The organism is Methylorubrum sp. SL192 (assembly GCF_026672325.1).
Classification (GTDB): Bacteria; Pseudomonadota; Alphaproteobacteria; order Rhizobiales; family Beijerinckiaceae; genus Methylobacterium; species Methylobacterium extorquens.
This window is the reverse complement of sequence record NZ_JAPPQV010000003.1, coordinates 2,520,786-2,544,377: the sequence shown is the minus strand read 5'-3', so window position 1 is coordinate 2,544,377 and position 23,592 is coordinate 2,520,786. Positions and strand designations below refer to the sequence as shown.

Here is a 23,592-nt window from a genome sequence, read left to right as displayed (position 1 = left end):
GACCCGGCAAGGCGCAGGCGTGTCGGGTTGGCTGGCGCGACCGGCGCCGCGAGGAAAAATGGTCTCGCCCGGTCGCGGCTGAGAGATTTTCTTGATCATCGCGAGCCTGTGATCGAGAAAAATTTGAACGATCCGGTCTCGCTTCCGTTTTTCCAACATCTGTTGGGGTTTGCGCGCGTCGAATGCCTGTCCCGGTATTCGCTGGCCGACCCGGAAACGAAGGGTAGCTCATGAATACGCGACTTCTCCTGACCGCCGGTGCGCTCTCGCTCGGCCTCGCGCTCTCGTCCGGCGCCTACGCTCAGGGCATGCAGCGGGGCGGCATGGAGCCCGGCATGGGCGGCCAGCCCGGCGGGCAAATGGGTGGCCAGATGGGCGGCCAAATGCAGCAGGGCGCCATGGGCGACGACATGGGCCAGGAGCAGCGCCCGATGAAGCGCAGCTCCAAGAAAATGAAAAAGCCGATGAAGAACAAGAAGATGATGCGCTCGAAGCGCATGAATTCCGGCTCCGGCATGGAGTCCGGCGCGGGCGGGATGTAATCCACCCGTCACCCGACTGTGACCGGATCGCCATCTAGGCGATCCTCGGCCCGCCCGGTTAAACCGGGCGGGCTTTTTCGTGTCGAACGAAACCTTCCGAGTCTTCCCGCGCCGAACGGTCCATCCTCCCGGCGCCGGTTGCTGCAACAGGGAACAGCCGCGCCGTGGCCGCAGGATCGACGCTCTCGGGGCCGGACATCGTCGAGACGGTGCGGCGGCGCTGGATGTTTCGCCATCCGCTGGTGATCCGGCTGGCGCACTGGCTCAACGTGGTCTGCCTCGCCATCCTGCTGATGAGCGGCCTGCAGATCTTCAACGCCCATCCGGCACTCTATTGGGGCGCGGCCTCGACCTTCGACAAACCGTTCGTCGCCATCACCGACGACCAGCGGGACGACGGCACGCCGCGCGGCATCGTCTTTGTGGCCGGCCACACCTTCGAGACGACGGGCGTGCTCGGCCTGTCGAACCTCAACGGCCAGCAGGCGGGGCGCGCCTTCCCCGCCTGGGCGACCCTGCCGGCGCATCAGGATCTCGCCACCGGCCGGCGCTGGCACTTCCTGTTCGCCTGGGCCTTCGTCATCAACGGGCTGATCTACCTCCTCTACGGGATCGGGACGGGCCAGTTGCGGCGGCGCCTCGTGCCCGACGGCGATCAGCTGCGTGGGTTCGGCTCCTCGATCCGCGAGCACCTGACCCTGCACTTTCCGGAAGGGGACGAGGCCAAGCGCTACAACGTGCTGCAGAAGCTCTCCTACCTCGTCGTGGTGGCGGTGCTGCTGCCGCTGATGGTGCTGACCGGGCTCGCGATGTCGCCGGGCGTCAACGCAGTGGTGCCCCTGCCCGACCTGTTCGGCGGCCGGCAATCGGCCCGCACGATCCACTTCATCGTCACGAACCTGCTGGTGCTGTTCGTGATCGTCCACGTCCTGCTCGTGCTGCTCTCCGGCGTGGTCAACAACATGCGCAGCATGATCACCGGCTGGTTCGTGATCGAGCGCCAGAAACTTCCCGCCGGCCCGGGAGAGACCCCATGAAACCTCGTCTCTTGACCCCCCGCCTCCACATCCCCCGCCCCCACCGCCGCGGTTTCCTCACGGCGGCGGCCGGCCTGCTCGGCGTCTCGGCGCTGGGCGGCTGCGACCGCTTCGCCGCGAGCCCGACCGGACAACGCGCGCTGAGGGCGGGCGAGGACGCCAACCTGTTCGTGCAGCGCCTGCTGCTGACGCCAGCCTCGCTCGCCAAGGAATTCCCAGATTCGGAGATCTCGCCCTGGTTCAAGCCGAACGGCACGATCGAACCGCCGGACCGGGCCTACAAGGCGCTCGCCGCCAAGAGCTTCGACGGGTTCAAGCTCCGCGTCGACGGGCTCGTCGAGCGGCCCCAGGACCTCAGCCTCGCCGATCTGCGGGCCCTGCCCGCCCGCACCCAGACGACCCGGCACGATTGCGTCGAGGGCTGGAGCGCCATCGGCAAGTGGACCGGCGTGCCGCTCGCGGAGGTGCTCAAGCGGGCCGGCCTGAAGCCGAATGCCCGCTACGTCGTGTTCCACTGCGCCGACACGATGGAATACGCCATGAGCGGCGGGGAGGACGAGGCGGAACCGGAAAAGTCCGCCAATCCCAGCATGGAGACCCGGCCGGAGGGGGCCGAGAATCAGGCAAGCGATTCGCAGGCCGCAGGCGCGGAGGCACCGAATGCCGAGGACGAAGCGAGCCAGGGCACGCCGGTTCGCTATTACGAGAGCATCGATCTCACCGACGCCTACCACCCGCAGACGATCCTCGCCTACGACCTGAACGGCAAGGCGCTGCCGGTCTCGAACGGCGCGCCGCTACGCCTGCGGGTTGAGCGTCAGCTCGGTTACAAGCAGGCGAAATACATCCAGCGGATCGAGCTGACCGAGGGCCTGACCGGTATCGGCGACGGCAAGGGCGGCTACTGGGAGGACCGCGGCTACGAGTGGTACGCGGGGATTTAAGTGCAGGTCCGGCGCGTTCACCCGATTTGACAACGCCGCGCGGCTCACCCACTTCTGCGCGGCGCGAGAGCCGGCCTCCGACCGGTACGCATCCGCGCCATTCCCAAAACCGTATCTGCGGTGAGGCTCTGGCGAGAGGCAGAGGTTCATGAAAGTCGTCGTCGTCGAGTCGCCGGCCAAGGCCAAGACGATCAACAAATACCTGGGGCGCGATTACGAGGTTCTTGCCTCGTTCGGCCATATCCGCGATCTGCCGGCCAAGGACGGCTCGGTCGATCCGGAGGCCGACTTCGCCATGATCTGGGAGGTGGAGGATCGCGGCGCCAAGCGCGTGTCCGAAATCGCCCGTGCCGTGAAGGGAGCCGAGAAGCTCATCCTCGCGACCGACCCGGATCGCGAAGGCGAGGCGATTTCCTGGCACGTCATTGAGGCGCTCACCGCCCGCAAGGCGCTGAAGGGCATCCCCGTCGAGCGGGTGACCTTCAACGCCATCACCAAGGCGTCGGTCGATGCGGCGATGAAGAAGCCGCGCCAGATCGACCAGGCCTTGGTCGATGCCTATCTCGCGCGCCGCGCCCTCGATTACCTCGTCGGCTTCAACCTCTCGCCGGTGCTGTGGCGCAAGCTGCCCGGCGCCCGCTCGGCGGGCCGAGTGCAGTCGGTGGCGCTCCGCCTCGTGGTCGAGCGCGAGATGGAGATCGAGCGCTTCAAGCCGCGTGAGTATTGGTCGATCATCGCGACGCTGGTGACGGAAGCCGGCGGCGTGTTCGAGGCCCGGCTCGTCGGCGCCGACGGCAAGCGCATCCAGCGCCTCGACGTCGGCAACGCCGAGGAGGCCGCCGCCTTCAAGCGCGACCTCGAACTCGCGACCTTCCAGGTGGCGAGCATCGAGGCCAAGCCCGCCAAGCGCCATCCGCAGCCGCCCTTCACCACCTCCACCCTGCAGCAGGAGGCGTCCCGCAAGCTCGGGATGGCCCCGGCGCAGACCATGCGCGTCGCCCAGCGGCTCTACGAGGGCGTGGATGTCGGCGGTGAGACCGTCGGCATCATCACCTACATGCGAACCGACGGCGTCGACATGGCGCCGGAGGCGATCCAGGACGCGCGCCAGGTGATCGGCCGCGAGTTCGGCGACGCTTACGTCCCCGGCGCGCCGCGCAAATACACCGTCAAGGCCAAGAACGCGCAGGAGGCCCACGAGGCCGTGCGCCCGACCGATATGGGCCGGTTGCCGAAGCACGTCGCTCGCCACCTCGAGCCGGAGCAGGCCAAGCTCTACGACCTGATCTGGACCCGCACCATCGCGAGCCAGATGGAATCGGCCGAGCTGGAGCGCACCACCGTCGAGGTGAGCGCGAATGTCGGCCCGCGCCGGATCGACCTGCGCGCCACCGGTCAGGTCGTGAAGTTCGACGGCTTCCTCGCACTCTATCAGGAGGGCAAGGACGACGAGGAGGACGAGGACGCCAAGCGCCTGCCGGCGATGAAGGCGGGCGACGCGCTCAAGCGCGAGCGCATCGCCTCGACCCAGCACTTCACCGAGCCGCCGCCGCGCTACTCCGAGGCCAGCCTGGTCAAGCGGATGGAGGAGCTCGGCATCGGCCGGCCCTCGACCTATGCCGCGGTGCTGCAGACCCTGCGCGATCGCGAATATGTCCGCATCGAGAAGAAGCGCCTCCAGCCGGAGGACAAGGGGCGGCTCGTCACCGGCTTCCTCGAAAGCTTCTTCAAGCGCTACGTCGAGTACGACTTCACCGCGAGCCTGGAGGAGCAGCTCGACCGGGTCTCGAATGCCGAGATCGACTGGCGCTCCGTGCTGCGCGATTTCTGGCGCGATTTTTCCGCCGCGATCGGCGGCACCAAGGAATTGCGCGTCGCGGAGGTTCTCGAGGCGCTCAACGGCCTGCTCGGGCCCCACATCTTCCCCGAGAAGGCGGATGGCGGCGATCCGCGCGCCTGCCCGACCTGCGGAGCGGGCCAGCTCTCGCTCAAGCTTGGCAAGTTCGGCGCCTTCATCGGCTGCTCGAATTACCCGGAATGCAAGTACACCCGCCAACTCTCGGCCTCGGGCGTCGAGGGCGAGGGTGACGGCTCCTCGGCCGAGGGCGGCCAGCCCGGCGTGCGCGTGCTCGGCGACGATCCGGCCACCGGCCTGCCCGTAACCCTGCGCGACGGCCGCTTCGGGCCGTTCGTGCAGCTCGGCGAGGCGAGTGCCGAGAAGGGCGCGGAGAAGCCCAAGCGCTCCTCGTTGCCCAAGGGGATGACGCCGGGCAGCGTGACGTTGGAGATCGCGCTACGCCTGCTGTCGCTGCCGCGCGAGGTGGCCAAGCATCCGGAGACCGGCGAGCCGATCCTGGCCAATCTCGGCCGCTTCGGCCCCTACGTGCAGCACGGGAAGATCTACGCCAATCTCGGCAAGGACGACGACGTGCTGGAGATCGGCGCCAACCGCGCCATCGACCTCATCGTCGCCAAGGAGCAGGGTGGCGGACGCGGTCGCCCCTCCTCCGATCCCGGCCGCACGCTCGGCCAGCATCCGGACGGCGCCGCCCTCGTGGTCAAGGCCGGCAAGTACGGCCCCTATGTCAGCGACGGCTCGGTCAACGCCACGCTGCCGAAGACCATGGCCGCCGAGAGCCTGACGCTGGAGCAGGCGATCGACCTCGTCAACGCCAAGCGCGCCTCGGGCGGCGGCAAGAAGCCGGTCCGCAAGACGGCTTCCCGCGCCCGCGCGCCGGCGAAGAAGGCGGAGGCCGGCGAGGCGAAGAAGCCGGCCGTGCGCAAGGCCGCAGCAAAGCCGGCGGCCAAGGCGACGGCGACGAAGGCCGCGGCCAAGCCGGCGGCTGCCAAGAAGGCGGCGGCGAAGACGAAGGCGGGCTGAGGGCGCGCCGGAAGCGGCCGGTTCCTCCGGATGTCGGGTCTTCCCGACATCCGGCCGACGGCCGGTGCTTCATTCGGGTCGAGAGGGCGCACAGACGCCGTCGCCGCGCGGTTCTCTTCTCGTAGGTTCGTTCAGCCGGCCGTCATCGCGAGCGACCGCGCGATCCAGTCACGCGACCTCTCAAAGAAAGGCGGCGCGCCGGATCGTTTCGGCTTCGTTTGGCGATGATGGCGTGGAGTGTTCGGCGGCCGGATCAGTCCGCGCCGACACGCTCGAACGTGAGGTAGCTCGGCAGCCGGCCGGCCGCGAGGGCCTTCGCCTCGTAGCGGGTGCCCGGCCAGCCTTCGAACGGCTTGCGCCAGTCGTCGGCGGTCTGCGCCGTCCAGCGCAGTTGCGGGCAGCGGGCGGCGCGGACCAGCGTCCAGCCCACATAGTCGTCGATATCGCTGGCGAAGCGGAAGTGGCCGCCGGGGCGCAGCACGCGCGCAATCTCGGCGAGCGAGGCGTCCGACACGAAGCGGCGCTTGCGCTGGCGGCGCTTCGGCCAGGGATCGGGATAGAGCAGGTAGACGCGGGCGAGGCTCGCATCCGGCAGGGCGGCGAGCAGGGCCGTCGCGTCCTCGTCCCAGACGCGGACATTGCGCAAGTCGCGCTCGTCCACCGCGCGCAGCAGCTTGACCACGCCGTTGACGAAGGGTTCGCAGCCGATGATGCCGGCTTGGCGGTGGGCCTCGGCCTGGGCAGCGAGATGCTCGCCGCCGCCGAAGCCGATTTCCAGCCAGACCTCGTCGACCGGCACCGGAAACAAGCTCGGCGGATCGAGGAATTCGCCGCGCTCGGGCAGCGTCACGCGAAGAGAAGGCAGCGCCCCTTCGAGGCGCTGCTCCTGGCCCGGGCGCAGGCGCTTGCCCTTGCGGCGCCCGTAGAAGGCCCGCTCGGTCTCCGCCGTCCCGCCCGTCTCGGGAGGGATGTCGTCATCCCTCCCCATCATGGTTCGGGCTCAGAAGGCCGACTTCAGCTTGTCGGCCAGATCCGTCTTCTCCCAGGAGAAGCCGCCATCAGCATCGGGCTCGCGGCCGAAATGGCCGTAGGCCGAGGTGCGGGCGTAGATCGGCTTGTTGAGCTGAAGCGCCGTGCGGATGCCGCGGGGCGAGAGATCGAGAGCGTCCATCAGGACGGTCTCGAGCTTGGCCTCGTCCACCATGCCGGTGCCGTGCAGATCGACGTAGATCGACAGGGGCTTGGCCACGCCGATGGCGTAGGAGAGCTGGATCGTGGCGCGGCGGGCGAGGCCGGCGGCGACGACGTTCTTGGCGAGATAGCGGGCGGCGTAGGCGGCCGAGCGGTCGACCTTGGTCGGGTCCTTGCCGGAGAAGGCGCCGCCGCCGTGGGGCGCCGCGCCGCCGTAGGTGTCAACGATGATCTTGCGGCCGGTGAGGCCGGCATCGCCATCGGGGCCGCCGATCACGAACTTGCCGGTCGGGTTGACGTGCCAGACGGTGCCTTCGTTGACCCAGCCCTGCGGCAGAGCCTTGAGGATGTAGGGCTCGACGATGGCGCGCACGTCAGCCGAATCGAGCGACTCGTCGAGATGCTGGGTCGAGAGCACGATCTGCGTCACCTCGACCGGGCGGCCGTTGGCGTAGCGCACGGTGACCTGGCTCTTGGCGTCGGGGCCGAGCTTGGCCGCGTCGCCCTGCTTGGCCTTGCGCGCGTCGGCGAGGTCCTTGAGGATCTTGTGGGCGTAGAAGATCGGGGCCGGCATCAGGGCCGGGGTCTCGTCGGCGGCGTAGCCGAACATGATGCCCTGGTCGCCCGCGCCCTCGTCCTTGTTGCCGGCGGCGTCCACGCCCTGCGCGATGTCGGCCGACTGCGCGTGCAGATGGATGGCGACGTCGTTGTTCTTCCAGTGGAAGCCCGACTGCTCGTAGCCGATGTCGCGCACGGCTTCGCGGGTCAGCTCTTCGAGATCCTTGAAGGTCACGGAATCGGGGCCGCGCACCTCACCCGCGATCACGACGCGGTTGGTCGTCGTCAGCGTCTCGACGCCGAGACGCGCCTCCGGCATCGCCGAGAGATAGGCGTCGACCACGGTGTCCGAGATCCGGTCGCTCACCTTGTCGGGGTGGCCTTCGGAGACGGATTCGCTGGTGAAGAGGTAGTCGGAACGAGGCATTGGCTGCACCCCCGATTGTCGGGCGCGCCTCGTGTGTCACGGCGCTTACCCTGGTCTCCAGAGGGGCGGCTTGTCGCATCGCCGTTCTGGACGGTCAAGCCGGAATGGCGAAATCGTCCGTTTTAACGAACGCTGTTGCATGCAACCGCAGCCTGCGGTTCCGAGTCCGATCGGGATTGGGGTGGCACCGGCACGGAGCGGTGACCGTCAGCCCTTGAGTTCCTGGCTCAGGATCTCGACGGCGGCCGAGAGTTCGCGGCGCTGTTGCTCGGTGAAGGTTTCCGTGAACTGGCGCGCGAAAGCGCGGGCAAGATCGGACCACGGCTCGACAGCGTAAGCGTGCTGGCCGTTGTCTGAAAAGCCACGTTCCGTCTCCGGATCCGGATGCGGAATGCCATCAAGAAAGTCGGAAACCGGAGTATTGGTGAGCCGACTGAGGATCGCGAGATGAATCGCGCTGATCCGGTTAACGCCTTTTTCGTACTTCTGGAGTTGTGCGGCAGACATCCCGAAGCTGTCGGCAACTGCTCGCTGCGTTAGCTTCGAGCGTTTGCGCTGCTCGGCAATGCGACGTCCGAGAAGGACGTCGCGCTCATCGGTCTTCTGGCCTGCCATCTTCGTTCTGCCCAAGCTCTTTCGGGCGATGCTTCGAACGAAAACTTTCCGCTTGCAAGGGCGCGTCGGGAGCTAATGGCAACGACACACACGTTATGTCATTTGTTATAGCTGCGGCGCGACGTCGCACTCAGATCGCAGGAAGTATCGGCTGTCCGCCTGCAATCTGAGGCAGCGAAAACCCTTGGCGTCCCCGGCAGGGCTCGAACCTGCGACCCCAGGTTTCATACCACTTCGACTTTCGCCGCCACGCTGTTCGCGCGTTCGTGGTCTGGACTATCCCTTCACCGTGGGCTTCAAACGAAGCCTTTAGGTGCCACCCGTCTAGTCTCTACACCTTCCCGCGGGCCGTGACCGGACCTCGGGCTTGGCTCGGGATCGGCAGAGCGCCGCGGCGCCGGAAGCTTTCCCCGAATTTGAGTGGATCCGCCGTGCGGTTTCCCATCACGGCGCCCAATTGTGGAGTTTAGGAAACCTGTGCTCTGTCCAGCTGAGCTACGGAGACGTCGGTTCAGGCTTAGCATCATCGCAGGGGGCCGCCAACCGCTCCGGCCTGGGCCGTCGGCGATTGTACGGGGCGAGCCGGAGTACGCGATCGGCGCGCTGTTGCCCGGGAGGCGCACGGGCCGGCAATCCGCGATTGTGCGTCCGCGGCGCTCTCGCGTGCCGCGATCCGGGCACTTTTCGCGCGGCATCTTCGCCTGAATCGAAAGGCCGAGCGCGAACGGTGACGATGTTGCCCAGTGATGGTCACGAGATCAGCTCGCGTGGGAGCCCGACGAGCCGAGCCGGTGCCCCGGCTCTCGTCTGGCTGCTCGCGGCCGCCTGCGGCGCGCCCGGTGACGCCTCAGGCGCTCCGCGGGTGGCTTCAAGCGCTCCGCGGTTGGAGGAGGCATGCCGGCCTTCCGCCTCGCGGGACGACCGCCTTACCGAGATCGGACCCAGGGGCGAGCTGCGCCTCGCCTCCGGCCGCCGGGCCGTGCTCTCCGGGCTGCGCTGGCCCGACGAGCCGGCGCTCGACGCGGCCGCGCGAACCTGGCTGCACGCCTTTCGCGGCGCGCCCCTGGTTTTGACCGAACGCGGCGGCGAGGACCGCTGGGGCCGCCATCGTGCCGACGCGGTCGGGATCGCGGGCGAGGCGGAGCCGATCGATCTCGCCGGAGGATTGGTCGCGGCCGGGCTCGCCTATGCCGATGCCGGCGAGGCCGACACACTCTGCCGCCCGGCGCTCCGCGCCGTCGAGGCGGCGCCGCGCGCGGCCGGGCTCGGCCTGTGGGCCGGCGGCCCCCTCGCGGCGACCGATGCGGCGGCGCTGAGCGGGCGCGCCGGGCGCTTCACGGTGGTGGAGGGGCGCATCCTGCATGTCGGCGAGCGGTCGGCCCGAACCTATCTCGACTTCGCGCGCCGGGGCGAGCAAGGCTTGACCGTAACCGTGCAGAAACGCTCTTGGCGGATTCTGAGCGAACATGGTTTGTCTGCGGCCACGCTGAAGGGCCGCCTCGTGAGAATCCGCGGCATGGTCGAGATCGGTCGGGGACCGTTCATTGATCTCGGCGGTGTCGACGGCATCGAGGTCATCGAGGGAGAGCGGGCGCTGCGGCGCTAGAACGGCATGACGGGGGATCGGCAGCATCAATCGGGGCGGCGGCGCGTGCGCGGGGGCGGTCGTCGGAGACTTGCGCGGCTCGGCACGCTGGCCGCGCTCGCGGGCCTGCTCGCGGCCTGCGCCGCCGACCAGACCGGAAGCGTCTTGACGCCTGCGGTCATCACGGTGCCCGAGCAGGCACCGAAGACGACCGGGCGCACACGCTCCGACGAGGCGGACCACGCCAAGCTCGTGGCCTCGTTCGGCGGCGAGTACCGCGCACCCGCCGCCCACCGGCTCATCACCGAGATCACCGACCGGCTCGTGCGCGCCAGCGACCGGCCGGAGGAGAGCTACGCGGTCACGCTGCTCGATTCGCCGGTCGTCAACGCCTTCGCCCTGCCGAGCGGTCGGCTCTACGTCACCCGCGGCCTGCTGGCGCTCGCCGGCGACAGCTCGGAGGTCGCGGCGGTGCTCGCGCACGAGATCGCCCACGTGACGTTGCGCCATGCCACCGCCCGCAGCGAGATGGCCCTGCGCTCGCAGCTCGTCAGCCGCGTCGTCGCCGACGTGCTGAACGATCCCGTCACGGGGGCGCAGCTCGAGAGCCAGTCCAAGTTCACCCTCGCCCGCTTCTCCCGCGAGCAGGAGCTGGAGGCGGACACGAACGGCGTGCGCGTGCTGGCCCAGGCCGGCTACGACCCGTTCGGTGCCGGCCGTTTCCTCGATGCGCTCCAGCGCACCATGGCGCTCAAGGCCGGCAACGGCAGTGCGGCCGAGCCCGACATGCTCGCGACCCACCCCGCGACCGCCGAGCGCATCGCGCTGGTCACCCGCGCCGCCCGGCGCATCGGCGCCCCCGGCCTCGGCGCCGACGACCGCGCCCGCTATCTCGCGGCGATCGACGGGCTCGCCTATGGCGACAATCCCGGCGAAGGACTGGTGCGCGGTCGCCGCTTCCTGCATCCGGGCTTGAGCATCGCCTTCGAGGTGCCGGACGCCTTCGCCATCGAGAACACCCGCAACGCCGTGCTCGGCACCACGCCCGAGGGCAGCCGCCGCTTGCTGTTCGATCAGGTCGAGGCGAGCGGCGACCGCAGCCTGGAAGACGTGCTGCGCGCGACCTGGAACGATGCCATCGAGGCGGGCTCGGTCGAGAACCGCATCGTCGGCGGGCGCTCGGTCGCCACCGCCCTGTCGCGGGGCAAGGACTGGACCTTCCGCCTCGCGGCGATCCGCATGGGCGAGACCACCTACCGCATGATCATGGCGGCCAAGGGCGCGACCGACCCCGAGCCGGCCTTCCGCCGCTGGCTGGAGAGCCTGCGCCCGATCGAGCCGGAGGAGACCGCCTCGCTCAAGCCGGCGCATCTGCGGATCGTCACCGCCGCTCCGGGCGACACCGTGGAGGGGTTGGCCCGCCGCATGAGCGTGCCCGACCGCGCCGTCGATCGCTTCCTCGTGCTCAACAGCCTGCAGCGCGGCGCAGTGGTGAAGCCCGGCCTGAGCTACAAGCTCGTCGTCGAGTGAGGGGCGAGGCCGTCGGGCTTGCGCGTCCGGGAGCCGGCGCCTAGGCCGTTGACCTCGATAACAGGTCCGACGTGACGCCCTCCGAGCTTCCCACCGATACCGCCGTCGCGGTCGTGTTCTTCCGTCCCTCGCCCGAACAGGTCGCGCGGATCGTCGAGCGCTTTGCCGGGCGCCTGCCCGTCTTCGTCTACGACAATGGCGGCATCCCGCCCGAGGCGCTGGCGCAGCTGCGGGAGGCGGAAGGGCTCACCCGGCTCGGTGAGGGCCGCAACCAAGGCATCGCCGCTGCCCTCAACGCGCTGGCCGAGGCGGCGACGGCCGCCGGGTTTCACCGCCTGTTCCTGCTCGATCAGGATGCCGATGCCACCGTCGGGACGGCGCAGGCCCTGGGCCACGCCCTCGACCGGGCCGCAGGCGAAGGCCCGCCCCCGGCCCTCGTCGGGCCGGCGCCCGCGCCGAAGCCCGGCCATAAGGCACCGGCCTACCCGCTGCGCCCCGGCGTGCGGCCCCGCGAAAACCTTCGACCGGTCGAGTTCCTGGCAACCTCCGGCTCGCTCGTGGATCTGGCGGCCTTCGCGCGGGTCGGCCCGTTCCGCGAGGACTTCTTCATCGACGCGGTCGATCTCGAATGGTGCTTTCGCGCCTGGGCCCGCGGCCGGAGCTGCTGGATGGACCCTGGCACCGCCATCCCGCACAGCGTCGGGCGCGGCACGATCCGGATGCGATTCCTGCCGGTGACGATGCCCGACCAGCCGCTGTTCCGCATGGCCGTCTACGTGCGCAACTCCGCCTATAGCTGGCGCCTGCCGCACGTGCCGGCCCGGTGGAAGCTGAAGCAGGCCGCCTACCTGCCGCTCCAGATCGCGCTCTACTGGAGCCGTCACCGGTTCTCGCCGCGCGTGCTCGCTCGCCTTCTCGCGGCCCTAGCCCAGGGGCTGGGCGGGCGTCTCGGCCGGCCGGCGGACGCGCCGCCGTGACCGCGACCCCCGTAGCCTCGCCCTCTACGGCAGCCCTCGACGTCGTCATCGTCAACTGGAATGCCGGAGACCAGCTTCGGGCCTGCCTCGCGAGCCTCGCCGCGAGCGAGGGGGCGGAGCACCTGCGGGTCATCGTCGTCGACAACGCCTCCTCCGACGGCTCGGCGGAGGGGCTGGATCAGCCCGGCCTCGCGCTCACGGTGCTGCGCAACGCCGACAATCGCGGCTTCGCCCGTGCCTGCAACCAGGGCGCGGCTTTGGGCTCGGCCGCGGCCATCCTGTTTCTCAACCCCGATACGGGGGTGAGCCGGGACGGTATCGCCGCGGCCCGTGCTCAGCTCGACGCCGATCCCGGCACCGGCATCGTCGGCGCCCGGCTGGTCGATGACGCCGGGCAGACGCACCGCACCTGTGCCCGCCACCCGACGGGCGCGCGCCTGATCGCCCACACCCTGTTCCTCGACCGGCTGCTGCCCGGCCGCGTCGCGCCGCACTTCCTGCTCGACTGGGACCATGCCGAGACGCGGGCCGTCGATGCGGTGATGGGCGCCTTCCTGATGATCCGGCGCCCGCTCTTCGCCCGGCTCGGCGGGTTCGACGAGCGCTTCTTCGTCTACTGGGAGGATGCCGACCTCTGTGCCCGTGCCGCCGCCGCCGGCTTTGCGGTGTGTCACGTCGCAGAGGCCGAGATCCGCCACCGCGGCCAGGGCACCACCGAGGCGGTGAAGGACCGTCGCCTATTCTACTTCCTGCGGGCGCAGACGCTCTACGCGCACAAGCATCACGGCCGGGCGGTGTCCCTCGCCGTGCTGGCGGCCGCGCTGGCCGTGAACCTACCCGTCCGCCTCGGCCGGGCGCTGGTGCGCGGCTCGGCCGGAGACGCGGGTGCGGTGATCCGCGCAGGGCTTATGCTGATACGGGCCGTGCCGCGCCTGTTGACCGGCAGCGGTCGATGAGGCTTGCCTCGACCGGGCATCTTGTTGTCCGCGGCGACCTCCGTCATGGTGCCGCCCTCCGGACGGTCCCGCTTGCACCCGCGGCGGGCGGCTGAACGGGGAGTATCGTGTACGACAGCGCGGACAAGGGCTCTCGACCGGCGGACCTCTCGCCCGCCTTGTACCGCGCGGCCTTCGACCGCGCGCCGGTGGGGCTCGCCGTGTTCTCGCCCGATGGGCGCACGATCCGCACCGCCAATCCCTGCCTGTACCGCTGGCTCGGCTACCCCTCGGGCTTCCTCGATGGCCGCCCGATCGACCAGGTGATCGGACGCGACGCGTTCGACGGGGAGACGCCCGGGCTGAAGGCGGGCATCCGCCGTTGGCTGCGGGCGGATGGCAGCAGCCTCGATCTGCGCCTGACCCTGTCCGGGGAGGACGGTGGCGAGACGGTCGCGGTCGTGAACCTCGTCGATGCCGACGATCTCGTTCGGGCCGAGCAGAACCGCGACGCCCTGACGGCGGCGGGGCTCGGCGAGTGGCGCTGGGATCTCGTCACCGGACAGATGGTGTTTTCCCGCCGCGCGGCGCAGATCCTCGGCTACGCGCCGGGGCGCTCGGTCACCTGGGAGGGGATGCGCGGCCAGGTCGATCCGGAGGACGCCGAACGGATTCAGACCGCGGTCGCCGCCGCCATCGCCGAGCGGCGCCCCTACGCGTTCCAGACCCGTTTCCGGCGCGCCACCGACGGCGCCGAGATCTGGATCGGCGCCCGCGGCGAGGCGCTTCTCGCCGCCGACGGTGCGCCCATCGGCATCGTCGGCGTGGTGCAGGACGTCACCACCCGGGTCGAGGCCCGGGAGGCCCTGGCCGAGCGCGAGGAGCGCCTGCGGGTCGCCACCACGGTCGCCGACCTCGGCATCTTCGAGTGGCACGTCCTCGACGACCGGGCGACCTGGGAGAACGAGCGGATGTTCGCGATCTTCGGCCGTCGGCCGGACGAGGGCAGCATCGGCAAGTCCGCCTTCCTCAAGGAAATCCTGCATCCCGAGGATCGCCCCGTCTTCCGGCAGGCGATCCTGCGGGCGCTCCGCGACGATACGATCCTGCACGCCACCGGCCGCATCCGCCGCCACGACGACGGCCTCTGGCGCACCATCGACATGGCCGGCCGGTTCGAGCGGACCCGGCCGGGCGGGCTGCCGCGGCGCCTGATCGGCGTCGTCGCGGACGTGACCGACCGTCATCTCTCGGAAGAGCGCCGCAGCCTCCTGATCCGCGAGTTGCACCACCGGGTGAAGAACACGCTCGCCACGGTCCAGGCCATCGTCGGCTCGACGGCGCGCACCGCCACCAGCATCGACAGCTTCCACGAGGCCTTCGTCGGCCGCATCAAGTCGCTCGCCCACACCCACAGCGTGCTTACCGAGGCGACGTGGCAGACGGCGAGCCTGCGCGACCTGCTCGCCTCCGAACTGATGCCCTATGCCGAGAGCGAGACCGAGACCTCGCCGGACCTGCGCATCGTCCTCGACGGCCCGGCAGTGGACCTGCCCTCCGAGATCGCCGTACCGATCGGCATGGCGATCCACGAATTGACCACCAACGCCGCCAAGTACGGTGCCCTCTCGACGGGGCGCGGACGGATCACGATCACTTGGAGCGTCGAGGCCGGCGTGCTGCACCTCGATTGGCGCGAGAGCGGCGGCCCCCGCGTCACCCCGCCGACCCGCCAGGGCTTCGGCTCACGCCTGCTCCAGCGGGTGCTGACCGCGCAGGTTCAGGCGCAGATCACCACCGATTACGCGCCCGAGGGGTTCCACCTGACGCTCGCCGCGCCCCTGCCCGCACGAAATCCGGCGCTCAACCCCCTGGCGTGAAGGGGCGTCCATCGGGCGGCCGGTGGCGTTGCGCGCGTCTTGAAGTCGGCCGGGACGCGCAGCCCTCAGGCCGCGCCGCGCGCCTCTTCGCCCCCGGCATTGACGAAGGTCTTCAGCTCGTCGAGCGAGGCGAAGGTGAAGCGGCCGCGCGGCGTGTCCGCCTCGATCGAGCCGTCGGAGAACATCACGTAGGTGTTGGCGCCCGACGCGTAGGAGCCGACCGCGTGCCGCTCCTCCGGGGCACTCGCCTCCGGCTCGGGCTCCTGAGCCTTCGTTTCCCCAGCCGCGATCTCCTGCGGCGCAGGCGTCACGGCCTCCGGCTCGGGCGGCGTTTCGGCGACCGGTGCGGGCGCCGGATCGTCGAGGAAGGAGCGCAGGCCGATCGGTTCGGCCGCGGTCGTCTGCGCCGCGGTCCGCGCCTCGTCCCGCTCCTCGGCGACCGGGAGCGTCACCGGCTCCGGCTCGGGCGCCGGCTCGGGCATGCGGAACAGGTCGTCATCGCTCGCACGCGGCGGCGCGGCCTCCGGCAGCAGGTCGGGCAGCAGCGGCTCGGCGGCGCTCGGCTGCGGTTCGGCCGGGGGCGCCGGATCCTCGAAAACCGGCTCGGCACCACGTGCGCCCGGCCGCAGCGCGCCGATCGACAGCCCCGCGAGACCGGCTGCACCCGCGCCCGCCAGCCCCATGCCGGCGAGCGAGGGCCGCTCGGGGGGCGAAACCTCGGGAGCGGTGAAGGCCGGCGCCCCCGGTGCCGACGCCTCCCAGGGCACCACACCGGCGGGTACTGCGGCCGGGATGCTCGGCTGGGGGGAAGCCTCGCGCAGGCTCTCCACGGCGTTGTGGAGCCTGCGCAGGCGGTAGACGATGGCCGTCAGGCCGAGCAGGACGACGCCGGCCGAGGCGGCGGTCGAGCCGCCGATCACCATGGCTAGCCCGCTTTCCAGCCGGACATAGGGAAAGCCCTGGACCACGGCGGCAACGCCACCGAGGATCATGACGGAACTGAGCGCGAGCAGCGCGACGACCATGGTACTCTCGACTGACTGTCGCGGGCGGCGTGAGGATCACAGGATAACCCCCCGCCCGCTCATTGCAAAATCGCACGGTCACGCCACGCGCGGAAACCGGCCTTTCCGTCGCTCCATGCACAGCCGAGTGCCCGCCTTGCGGTGTCCTCACGCACGGCATCGGGTGATTGCGGCGGCGGACGCCCTCCGCAAAACGGTGGATGCCTTGCCCCGATCGGTAACATGCGCACGGATACGGCTCCGCTGGCGTTGCCGAGCCCGCTCCCCCGACTTACCTACCCGCACGTCACCTCGCCGGCCGCGCGCTTCGAACTCCTTGCGCGCTTCGCCTCCGCTTCCCGCGAGACCCGGACAACCTAGGAGACACGCATGACGTTCACCCTGCCCGAGCTGCCCTACGCCTACGACGCGCTGGGGCCCTACATGTCGAAGGAAACCCTCGAGTTTCACCACGACAAGCACCACAAGGCCTATGTCGACACCGGCAACAAGCTGCTCGAAGGCACCGACCTCGCCGGCAAGAGCGTCGAGGAGATCGTCAAGGCGAGCTACAACACCAATCAGGCGCTCTTCAACAACGCCGGCCAGCACTACAACCACCTCCACTTCTGGAACTGGATGAAGCCCAACGGCGGCGGTCAGCCCCCGGCGGCGCTGGCCCAGAAGATCGACGAGGATCTCGGCGGCTACGAGAAGTTCAAGGCTGACTTCATCCAGGCCGGCGTCGGCCAGTTCGGCTCCGGCTGGGCCTGGCTCGCGGTCAAGGACGGCAAGCTCGCCATCCTGAAGACCCCGAACGGCGAGAACCCGCTGGTCCACGGCGCGACCCCGATCCTCGGCGTCGACGTGTGGGAGCACTCCTACTACATCGACTACCGCAACCGCCGCCCCGACTACCTCAAGGCGTTCATCGAGAACCTCGTGAACTGGGAGTACGTCGAGAAGCTGTACGGCGAGGCCAAGGCCTGATCCGCTTCGAGGCTTGATGCCGCCGCCCCGTTGACCGACGGGGCGGCTTTTTCATGCGCGGCGTGCCCGTGCGGTCATTGTCCTGCCGTGTCGCGGCGGCCTACTCCCCGTTCGAGTCTCCTCGTCTCCACCCTCATCCTGAGGTGCCGGCGCGTCGCGTCGGCCTCGAAGGATCCTCCAGTTCCCGCGCGATCCCTGGGGGATCCTTCGAGGCCGCTGACGCGGCGCCTCAGGATGAGGATGTGGATGGGATGCGGCGCCGCCTGCCCCCCCTCGTCACGCACGGGATCAACCGCGAAAACATGATCCGCTCGATCCTCTCCGTCGGCGGCTGGACGCTGGTCTCGCGGGTCACCGGCTTTGCCCGCGACGTGGTCACGGCCGCCGTGATGGGGGCCGGGCCGATGGCGGATGCCTTCGTCGTCGCCTTCCGCCTGCCGAACCACTTCCGCGCGATCTTCGGCGAGGGCGCGTTCAACACTGCCTTCGTTCCGGCCTACACCCATCTGGAGCAGGCGGGCGCCGAGGGCGTCGCCGCGCGCTTTGCCGACCGCGTCTTCACCCTGATGCTGATCGTGCAGGTGGCTTTGCTCGCCCTCGCGCTTCCGGCGACGCCGTGGATCGTGCGGGCGCTGGCACCGGGCTTCTCCGAGGACGGGGCGCGCTTCGCGCTGGCCGTGAGCCTGACGCGGATCACATTCCCCTACCTGCTGTTCATGACGCTGGTGACGCTGTTCTCCGGCATCCTCAACGCGCATCGGCGCTTCGCCGCCGCGGCCGGCGCGCCGGTGCTGCTCAACCTTTCGATGCTGGTGGCCCTCGCGCTGGCCTTCCTGTTCCCGAACGCGGCCTATGCCGCGGCCTGGGGCGTCTCGGTCTCGGGCGTGCTGCAGTTCGCGCTGCTCTGGTGGGACGCGCGCCGACGCGCCTACGCGCCGCGGCTGACGAAGCCGACCCTGCGCGATCCCGACATGATCCGGTTCTTCAAGATCCTGGGGCCCGCCGTGATCGGCTCGGCCGGGTTCCAGATCGCGACCTTCGCCGACACCATCATCGCGAGTTTCCTACCGACCGGTGCGGTTTCGGCGCTGTACTATGCCGACCGGCTCTACCAGCTGCCCTTCGGCGTCATCGCCATCGCCGCCGGCACGGTGCTCCTGCCCGAGATGAGCCGGCGCATCGCCGCCGGCGACGTGGCCGGCGCGCACGCGGCGCAGAACCGGGCCGCGGGCTTCTCGCTGGCGCTCTCGGCCCCGTTCACCATCGCCTTCCTGACGCTGCCGGGGCTGATCATGGCGGCCCTGTTCCAGCGCGGCGCCTTCACCGCCGAGGACGCCGCCCGCGCGGCCTCCGTGCTCGCGGCCTACGGGCTGGCCCTTCCCGCAGTGGTGATGGTGCGCTCGGCCGTGGCGAGCTTCAACGCCCGGCAAGACACGACGACGCCGCTCTACGCCTCGCTGACGGCGATCGCCGTCAACGTCGCGCTAAAGCTCGTGCTGACCGGTCCCTACGGCGTCGCGGGTCTCGCCCTCGCCACCGCCATCGCCCAGTGGATCAACCTCGCTCTGCTCTACGGGCTGGCGCTCCGCCGTGGCTGGACCGCGCCCGGGCGGGTGCTCGGGGTGACCGTCGCCGCGGTCGTCGTGGCGAGCGCGGTGCTGGCGGTGCTCGCCGTCTACGGCCTGCCCTTCGCCGAGCGGATCGTGCCCGCCCTCCCCCATCTGCGCGAGATCGCGGTGCTCGCGCTCCTCGGCTTTGCCGGGGCGCTCGCTTACGCCGGCACCCTGCTCGCGGTGATGGGCGCGTTCGGCGTGCGATTGCGCCGCAGGTAGCCTTTCCGGATCGGGCGCGCGCCTCATTTCACCCGGTATGACCCTCCCCGATCTCCGCTCCGGCAAAAGCTACGCCGTTTTTGACGCCTACGGCACTTTGTTCGACGTGCATTCGGCGGTCGCGCGCCATGCCGGCGCGCTCGGGCCTCAGGCGGACAGCCTCTCCGAGGTCTGGCGCACCAAGCAGCTCGAATATTCCTGGGTGCACGGCCTGATGGGCCGCTACGTCGCCTTCTGGGACCTGACCGAGCGCGCCCTCGATTTCGCGCTGGCGAAGCACCCCGAGATCGACCGGGGCTTTCGCGAAAAGCTCCTCGATGCCTATCGCGACCTCGACGCCTACGACGAGGTGCCCGGCGTCCTGGAACGTCTACGCGAGCGCGGCGTGAAGACCGCCCTCTTCTCCAACGGCAATGCCGCGATGCTGGAGCGGGCGGTGGCCTCTTCCGGTCTGGGCGAGCGGCTCGACGCGGTGCTCTCGGTCGATCCCGTCCGGACCTTCAAGACGGCGCCCGCCGCCTACCAGATGGTTCTCGACCAACTCGCCACCGAGCGGAACACCGTCTTGTTCTTCTCCTCGAACCGCTGGGACATCGCGGGCGCCACCGCCTTCGGCTTCGATGCGGTGTGGGTGAACCGCAAGGGACAACCCGATGAGTACCCAGACCAGCCGCCTCGCGCGGTCGTGAAGAGCCTCGACGCGGTGATCTGAACCGCCGCGACGGCGCGTTCGCCAATCCTTAAGCTTGACCGGATTAATTCGGGCTCACGTGCCTGATTAGTCCGGTTGTCCAAAGGATCGGTTCTCGTGCCCGCCCTGTCCCTCTCCGTCCTCGCCCGCAAGGGCATCTGCGCGGCGCTTCTCGGCGCTGCGGTTCTCTCCGCCGCTCCGACCTCCGCTCGCGACGGCCGCAACGGTGCCCTGATCGGTGGCGCTGCGGCCGGCGTCATCGGCGGCCTCGCCGTCGGCGCGCTCCTCAACAACGGTGCTGCGCCTCCGCCCCCGCCGCCCGCGCGCCGGGTCTATGTCGAGGAAGAGCCGGTCTACGTCGCGCCCCCGCCGCGCCGGGGCCCGATCTGCCACTACGAGCGCCGCAAGGTGTGGCTCGACGAGGTCGAGTTCACCTACCGGCGGGTCGAAGTCTGCGAGTAATTCTCGCGGCTTGGCTCTACGTGAGCGCGGCTTGGCTCTACGTGAGGATGACGGGCGTCCGCTTCAGGCGGGCGCCTTTTTCGTCAGGATCCAGTCCTCGACCACGATGGCATCGAGGCCGGTGGTGTAGAACATCAGGATCGCGTCCTCCGCCGTGTGGAGGATCGGCTTGCCCATCACGTTGAAGCTGGTGTTGAGCAGGATTGGCACGCCGGTCAGCTCGGCGAAGGCCTCGATCAAAGCCGCGTAGGCCGGGTTGCGCGCGCGCGTCACGCTCTGGAGCCGGCCGGTGCCGTCGGCGTGGACCACCGCCGGCACCTGATCCCGCACCGCCGCGCGCCATACGAGCGTGCGCTCCATATAGGGGCTGTCGGCATAGTCCTCGAACCAGTCGGGCCCGGCCTCGGCCAGGATCGAAGGCGCGAAGGGGCGGAACGCCTCGCGATACTTCACCTTGGCGTTCAGCGATTCCTTGGCATGGGCCGGGCGCGGGTCGGCGAGGATCGAGCGGTTGCCGAGCGAACGCGGGCCGAACTCCGCCCGGCCCTGCACCCAGCCGACGAGCCCGCCTTCGGCCAGGATCTTGGCGGCTTCCCGCGTCACGCCCTCGTGGCCGAGGCGGCGGGCGCGGGGCTCCCACTCGGCCATGCGCTCCAGCGGCTCGGTGGAAACGGTCGAGCCGAGATAAGGCGTGAGCGGGCGGGTCTCGCGCTTCGGCCCCTTCCAGTCGGGATCGTCCTCGGCCAGCGCCAGCCACGCGGCGCCGATGGCGTTGCCGTCATCGGCCGGGGCCGAGGGCACGTGCAGGCGGCGGAAGCCCGAGCGCCCGAGCACGCGGCCGTTATAGGAGGAGTTGAGCCCGCAGCCGCCGGCGATGACGAGGTTTTCGCTCGCCGCGAGCCGCCAAGCCTCGGCCACCAGCACGTCCATGAGTTCGGAAAAAATGTCCTGGCCGCAGCGGGCGAGGTCGGCCCAGCCCTGCTCGCCGACATCCCCCGGGCGCCGCGACAGGATCTCGGCGGCGACCGTCTGCACCGTGGCCTCGTCGGCGAATTTCAGGCGGCCCTCTTCGACCGAGAACAGGCGGCGCAGCAGCCCCATCAGGTCGGGGTCGGTGCGGCCGTAGGGCGCGAGCCCCATGATCTTCCATTCCTCGCCCTTGATCTGGTCGAAGCCGGCGAGATCCGTGACGAGCCCGTAGAGGAAGCCGACCGAGCCGCGCCCGCGGTGGCGCCGCACCTCCTCGATCCGCCCGTCCTTCAGGCGGTAGATCGCCGCGGCGCCGGTCTCGCCCATGCCGTCGACGATGAGCGCGGTCGCCTCCTCGAACGGGCTGCTCCACAGGGCGTAGGCGGCGTGCGCCAGATGGTGGGCGTAGCGCCGCCGCCCGGCGATGGTCGCCCGCGGCTTGCCGCTGAGCCCGCGGGTTTCGTTGTCGAGCGCCAGCACCGTTCCGTTGCCGGCCCGCGCCTGCATGGCGTGGAGGTCGGCGATGAAGACGCGCTCGGCCCGCTCCGGCACGAAGGAGCGGTTGAGGGTGGAGGGGTGCGCGGCCAAGGCCGGCAGCTCGAAGGCGCCCGACGCGGCCTGCCCTTTGAGAAACTCCGAGAACTGCTCGCCCCAGGAGGTGGCGATGACCAGATCCGTCCCCTCGGGCACGTGACGCTTCAAGAGGCCCGCCATGCGAGTGCCGGGATCGGGCTCGCAGTTCGGCGCGCGCTTGTATTGCAGGTAGCGCTCGGCGGCCTCGGCGAACAGCACGGTCCCGTCCGGCCCGACGAGGGCGAGCGCCGGATCGTGGAAGGTCGTGGCGAGGCCGAGATAGGTGCGCATGCTGCCGGGCTACACGCCGGCACGCGAGGCGACAACCACGTTGCGCCGGGCAATCGCTCGCGGGCGACCGCCCCGTTTTGGCTCGGCCTCGAACGCCGACGGCCACCTCTGCGGCCTCAGCTTTCGCCGCGCTTTTGCGTTCGAGCGACCGTTCCGGTCCTCGAACCCGCTCCGCGGCGCGCAGTTGGCGCCCGAAATGTGGTGCAACCCCACTTCGAGCGACGGCCCGGCTGCGTTGCAGTGCTTCGATTGCCGTGCGAGACGAGCCGCCGATGACGGACGCCTTCCCCGCCTCGCCTCCCCTCGCCCTCGTGATCTTCGACTGCGACGGCGTGCTGATCGACAGCGAGCCGATCAGCCTCGCGACCCTGACGCGCGGGCTCAACGGGATCGGGCTCGCGATCAGCGTCGACAGCGTGCGGGAGCGGTTCGCCGGCACCTCCATGACCTCGATCATGGAGCGCGTGGCCCGCGAGGATGGGGTCACGGCCCCGGACGGCTTCGTCGAGCGCGTGAAGGCGGAGACGCTCGCCGCCTTCGAGGCGGAGCTGGCCGCCATGGCCGGAATCGCCGAGGCACTGGGGCTCCTGAACCTGCCGTTCTGCGTCGCCTCCAGCAGCGACCCCGTGCGGCTGCGCCGCTCGCTCTCGCTCACCGGCCTGCTGCCGCTGTTCGAGGGACGCGTCTTCTCCTCCGCGCAGGTGGCGCGCGGAAAGCCGTTCCCGGACCTGTTCCTGTTCGCGGCTGAACAGATGGGCATCGCGCCGGAGCAGTGCCTCGTGATCGAGGACAGCGTGCCGGGGGTGCAGGCCGCGCGGGCGGCCGGAATGCGGGTCGTCGGCTTCACCGGCGGCGGGCATTGGGGCCACGACCGGGCCGGACGGGATCTCCTCGATGCCGGGGCCGCCGCCATCTTCTCGGCCCATGCCGATCTCGGGCGCATCATCGCCGGGGCATGAGGCCCGTTTCGGCCCGGGCTTTGCTAGATTTGGCGTGAGCCCTTCCCCGACAGACGGGACGCGCCGCGGATCGCTCGAATCGCGGCGCGAACTTTCTCTGTCAAGCTGAACTTCGAAAGAACATTCCGTTGACGGTTGGGGTTTGGCACCTCATCTTAAGACCGTGCGAACGACTTCGCGCCGCGGTGATTTGTAGTGGCAAGCTTGCGCCGCGTTATCAAACGCTAATGCATCACGACGCACTTGCGCCGTGGTCCTCGCGAGAGAGGAGGACTGGCCGTGAACGGTAGCTTTATTTGGAAGAAGTCGAGGTTGCCTGGCGGATGGGGTGCCCGGGCATGGGGATGTTGTCGGCAGACAGTCACATCCGTGGGCTAGAGCAGCGCCCGCGAACGCCTTGCCGATAACCGGCCGACGAAGGCCGCAGGAGTTCACCCCGTCATGACCCGTGCCCAGACCGCTTACCTCGACGACGACGCGCTCGACCTCTCCGCCGCGGATGCGACCCCCGCCCGCGTGATCGAGATCGGCGACATCACCGCCGGCATCGCCGTACCCGAGCGCGGCGGTGTCCGCTTCTTCTCGTCCGAGCGCCGCTTCGACGGACTCGACGGCACGCTGTTCCGCACCGTGGAGCAAGCTGCCCGCGCGGCACGCGAGAAAGGCCGCCAGCCGCGCCTGCGCGCGGTGGTGTAACCCTCCGCAACACACCGCATGAA

The 23,592-nt window shown here is 69.9% G+C and carries 21 protein-coding genes; 16 read left to right on the top strand and 5 right to left on the bottom strand.

All coding sequences use genetic code 11. From position 1 onward, the window contains the following. The first annotated feature begins 27 nt into the window (after positions 1–27). From OVA30_RS12765 to topA, 5 genes are all read left to right on the top strand, one after another. Positions 28–234 (top strand): hypothetical protein, encoded by a 207-nt coding sequence (locus OVA30_RS12765; protein ID WP_268175636.1) that lies wholly within the window; start codon positions 28–30, stop codon positions 232–234. Beyond that, positions 231–542 carry a hypothetical protein gene (locus OVA30_RS12760; protein WP_003599341.1) on the top strand — a complete coding sequence of 104 codons (312 nt, stop codon included), beginning with the start codon at positions 231–233 and terminating at the stop codon, positions 540–542. Before OVA30_RS12765 ends, OVA30_RS12760 begins: the two co-directional genes overlap by 4 nt. 164 nt (positions 543–706) lie before the next feature. Beyond that, positions 707–1,579 (top strand): cytochrome b/b6 domain-containing protein, encoded by an 873-nt coding sequence (locus OVA30_RS12755; RefSeq protein WP_003599340.1) that lies wholly within the window; start codon positions 707–709, stop codon positions 1,577–1,579. Beyond that, positions 1,576–2,523: a molybdopterin-binding protein gene (locus tag OVA30_RS12750; RefSeq protein WP_268175635.1), complete on the top strand. Its 948-nt coding sequence runs from the start codon at positions 1,576–1,578 to the stop codon at positions 2,521–2,523. Before OVA30_RS12755 ends, OVA30_RS12750 begins: the two co-directional genes overlap by 4 nt. Before the next feature lie 148 nt (positions 2,524–2,671). Further along, the gene (gene topA, locus OVA30_RS12745) at positions 2,672–5,404 is read left to right on the top strand and encodes a type I DNA topoisomerase (protein ID WP_268175634.1); all 2,733 of its coding nucleotides are present in this window, start codon (positions 2,672–2,674) and stop codon (positions 5,402–5,404) included. A 253-nt stretch (positions 5,405–5,657) separates the two neighbouring features. Here topA and trmB read toward each other — a convergent pair whose 3' ends face one another. The 3 genes from trmB to OVA30_RS12730 form a co-directional block, all read right to left on the bottom strand. Next, on the bottom strand, positions 5,658–6,395 hold the full coding sequence (trmB, locus tag OVA30_RS12740) for a tRNA (guanine(46)-N(7))-methyltransferase TrmB (RefSeq protein ID WP_056117933.1): 738 nt from the start codon (positions 6,393–6,395) through the stop codon (positions 5,658–5,660). A 9-nt stretch (positions 6,396–6,404) separates the two neighbouring features. Continuing rightward, positions 6,405–7,580, bottom strand: coding sequence for a methionine adenosyltransferase (metK, locus tag OVA30_RS12735; RefSeq protein WP_268175633.1), 1,176 nt, complete (start codon positions 7,578–7,580; stop codon positions 6,405–6,407). A 207-nt stretch (positions 7,581–7,787) separates the two neighbouring features. After that, on the bottom strand, positions 7,788–8,195 hold the full coding sequence (locus OVA30_RS12730) for a helix-turn-helix domain-containing protein (protein WP_003599335.1): 408 nt from the start codon (positions 8,193–8,195) through the stop codon (positions 7,788–7,790). 733 nt (positions 8,196–8,928) lie between these two features. Between OVA30_RS12730 and OVA30_RS12725 the strand changes: the two genes are divergently transcribed. The 5 genes from OVA30_RS12725 to OVA30_RS12705 all read left to right on the top strand — a co-directional run bounded on the left by OVA30_RS12725 (position 8,929) and on the right by OVA30_RS12705 (position 15,102). Further along, positions 8,929–9,801: a thermonuclease family protein gene (locus OVA30_RS12725; RefSeq protein WP_326493616.1), complete on the top strand. Its 873-nt coding sequence runs from the start codon at positions 8,929–8,931 to the stop codon at positions 9,799–9,801. A gap of 6 nt (positions 9,802–9,807) precedes the next feature. Continuing rightward, the gene (locus OVA30_RS12720) at positions 9,808–11,310 is read left to right on the top strand and encodes a M48 family metalloprotease (RefSeq protein ID WP_015823485.1); all 1,503 of its coding nucleotides are present in this window, start codon (positions 9,808–9,810) and stop codon (positions 11,308–11,310) included. Between the two features lie 71 nt (positions 11,311–11,381). Next, positions 11,382–12,287, top strand: coding sequence for a glycosyltransferase family 2 protein (locus OVA30_RS12715; RefSeq protein WP_268175631.1), 906 nt, complete (start codon positions 11,382–11,384; stop codon positions 12,285–12,287). Beyond that, positions 12,284–13,243, top strand: coding sequence for a glycosyltransferase family 2 protein (locus tag OVA30_RS12710; protein WP_268175630.1), 960 nt, complete (start codon positions 12,284–12,286; stop codon positions 13,241–13,243). Before OVA30_RS12715 ends, OVA30_RS12710 begins: the two co-directional genes overlap by 4 nt. 107 nt (positions 13,244–13,350) lie before the next feature. Beyond that, positions 13,351–15,102 carry a sensor histidine kinase gene (locus tag OVA30_RS12705; protein WP_015951687.1) on the top strand — a complete coding sequence of 584 codons (1,752 nt, stop codon included), beginning with the start codon at positions 13,351–13,353 and terminating at the stop codon, positions 15,100–15,102. Positions 15,103–15,167: 65 nt separating this feature from the next. On the opposite strand, the gene OVA30_RS12700 is transcribed toward OVA30_RS12705, so the two are convergent. Then, on the bottom strand, positions 15,168–16,127 hold the full coding sequence (locus tag OVA30_RS12700) for a hypothetical protein (protein ID WP_268175629.1): 960 nt from the start codon (positions 16,125–16,127) through the stop codon (positions 15,168–15,170). 369 nt (positions 16,128–16,496) lie between these two features. Here OVA30_RS12700 and OVA30_RS12695 point away from each other — a divergent pair, with 369 nt between their 5' ends. The 4 genes from OVA30_RS12695 to OVA30_RS12680 all read left to right on the top strand — a co-directional run bounded on the left by OVA30_RS12695 (position 16,497) and on the right by OVA30_RS12680 (position 20,081). Continuing rightward, positions 16,497–17,096 carry a superoxide dismutase gene (locus OVA30_RS12695; RefSeq protein ID WP_015823480.1) on the top strand — a complete coding sequence of 200 codons (600 nt, stop codon included), beginning with the start codon at positions 16,497–16,499 and terminating at the stop codon, positions 17,094–17,096. Positions 17,097–17,398: 302 nt separating this feature from the next. Further along, a complete protein-coding gene (murJ, locus tag OVA30_RS12690) occupies positions 17,399–18,928 on the top strand; it encodes a murein biosynthesis integral membrane protein MurJ (protein ID WP_268177489.1) in 1,530 nt (509 codons plus the stop codon). A gap of 37 nt (positions 18,929–18,965) precedes the next feature. Further along, a complete protein-coding gene (locus tag OVA30_RS12685; protein ID WP_015951684.1) occupies positions 18,966–19,640 on the top strand; it encodes a haloacid dehalogenase type II in 675 nt (224 codons plus the stop codon). A 96-nt stretch (positions 19,641–19,736) separates the two neighbouring features. Further along, positions 19,737–20,081, top strand: a complete 345-nt coding sequence (locus tag OVA30_RS12680; RefSeq protein ID WP_268175628.1) for a hypothetical protein — start codon at positions 19,737–19,739, stop codon at positions 20,079–20,081. Positions 20,082–20,144: 63 nt separating this feature from the next. Here the strand turns inward: OVA30_RS12680 and OVA30_RS12675 are convergent, their stop codons facing one another. Next, positions 20,145–21,914, bottom strand: a complete 1,770-nt coding sequence (locus OVA30_RS12675; protein ID WP_268175627.1) for a carbamoyltransferase family protein — start codon at positions 21,912–21,914, stop codon at positions 20,145–20,147. A 272-nt stretch (positions 21,915–22,186) separates the two neighbouring features. Between OVA30_RS12675 and OVA30_RS12670 the strand changes: the two genes are divergently transcribed. Both OVA30_RS12670 and OVA30_RS12665 read left to right on the top strand, forming a co-directional pair. Beyond that, on the top strand, positions 22,187–22,873 hold the full coding sequence (locus OVA30_RS12670; RefSeq protein ID WP_268175626.1) for an HAD family hydrolase: 687 nt from the start codon (positions 22,187–22,189) through the stop codon (positions 22,871–22,873). A 441-nt stretch (positions 22,874–23,314) separates the two neighbouring features. After that, positions 23,315–23,569 carry a hypothetical protein gene (locus tag OVA30_RS12665; RefSeq protein WP_003604178.1) on the top strand — a complete coding sequence of 85 codons (255 nt, stop codon included), beginning with the start codon at positions 23,315–23,317 and terminating at the stop codon, positions 23,567–23,569. Positions 23,570–23,592 lie beyond the last annotated feature (23 nt).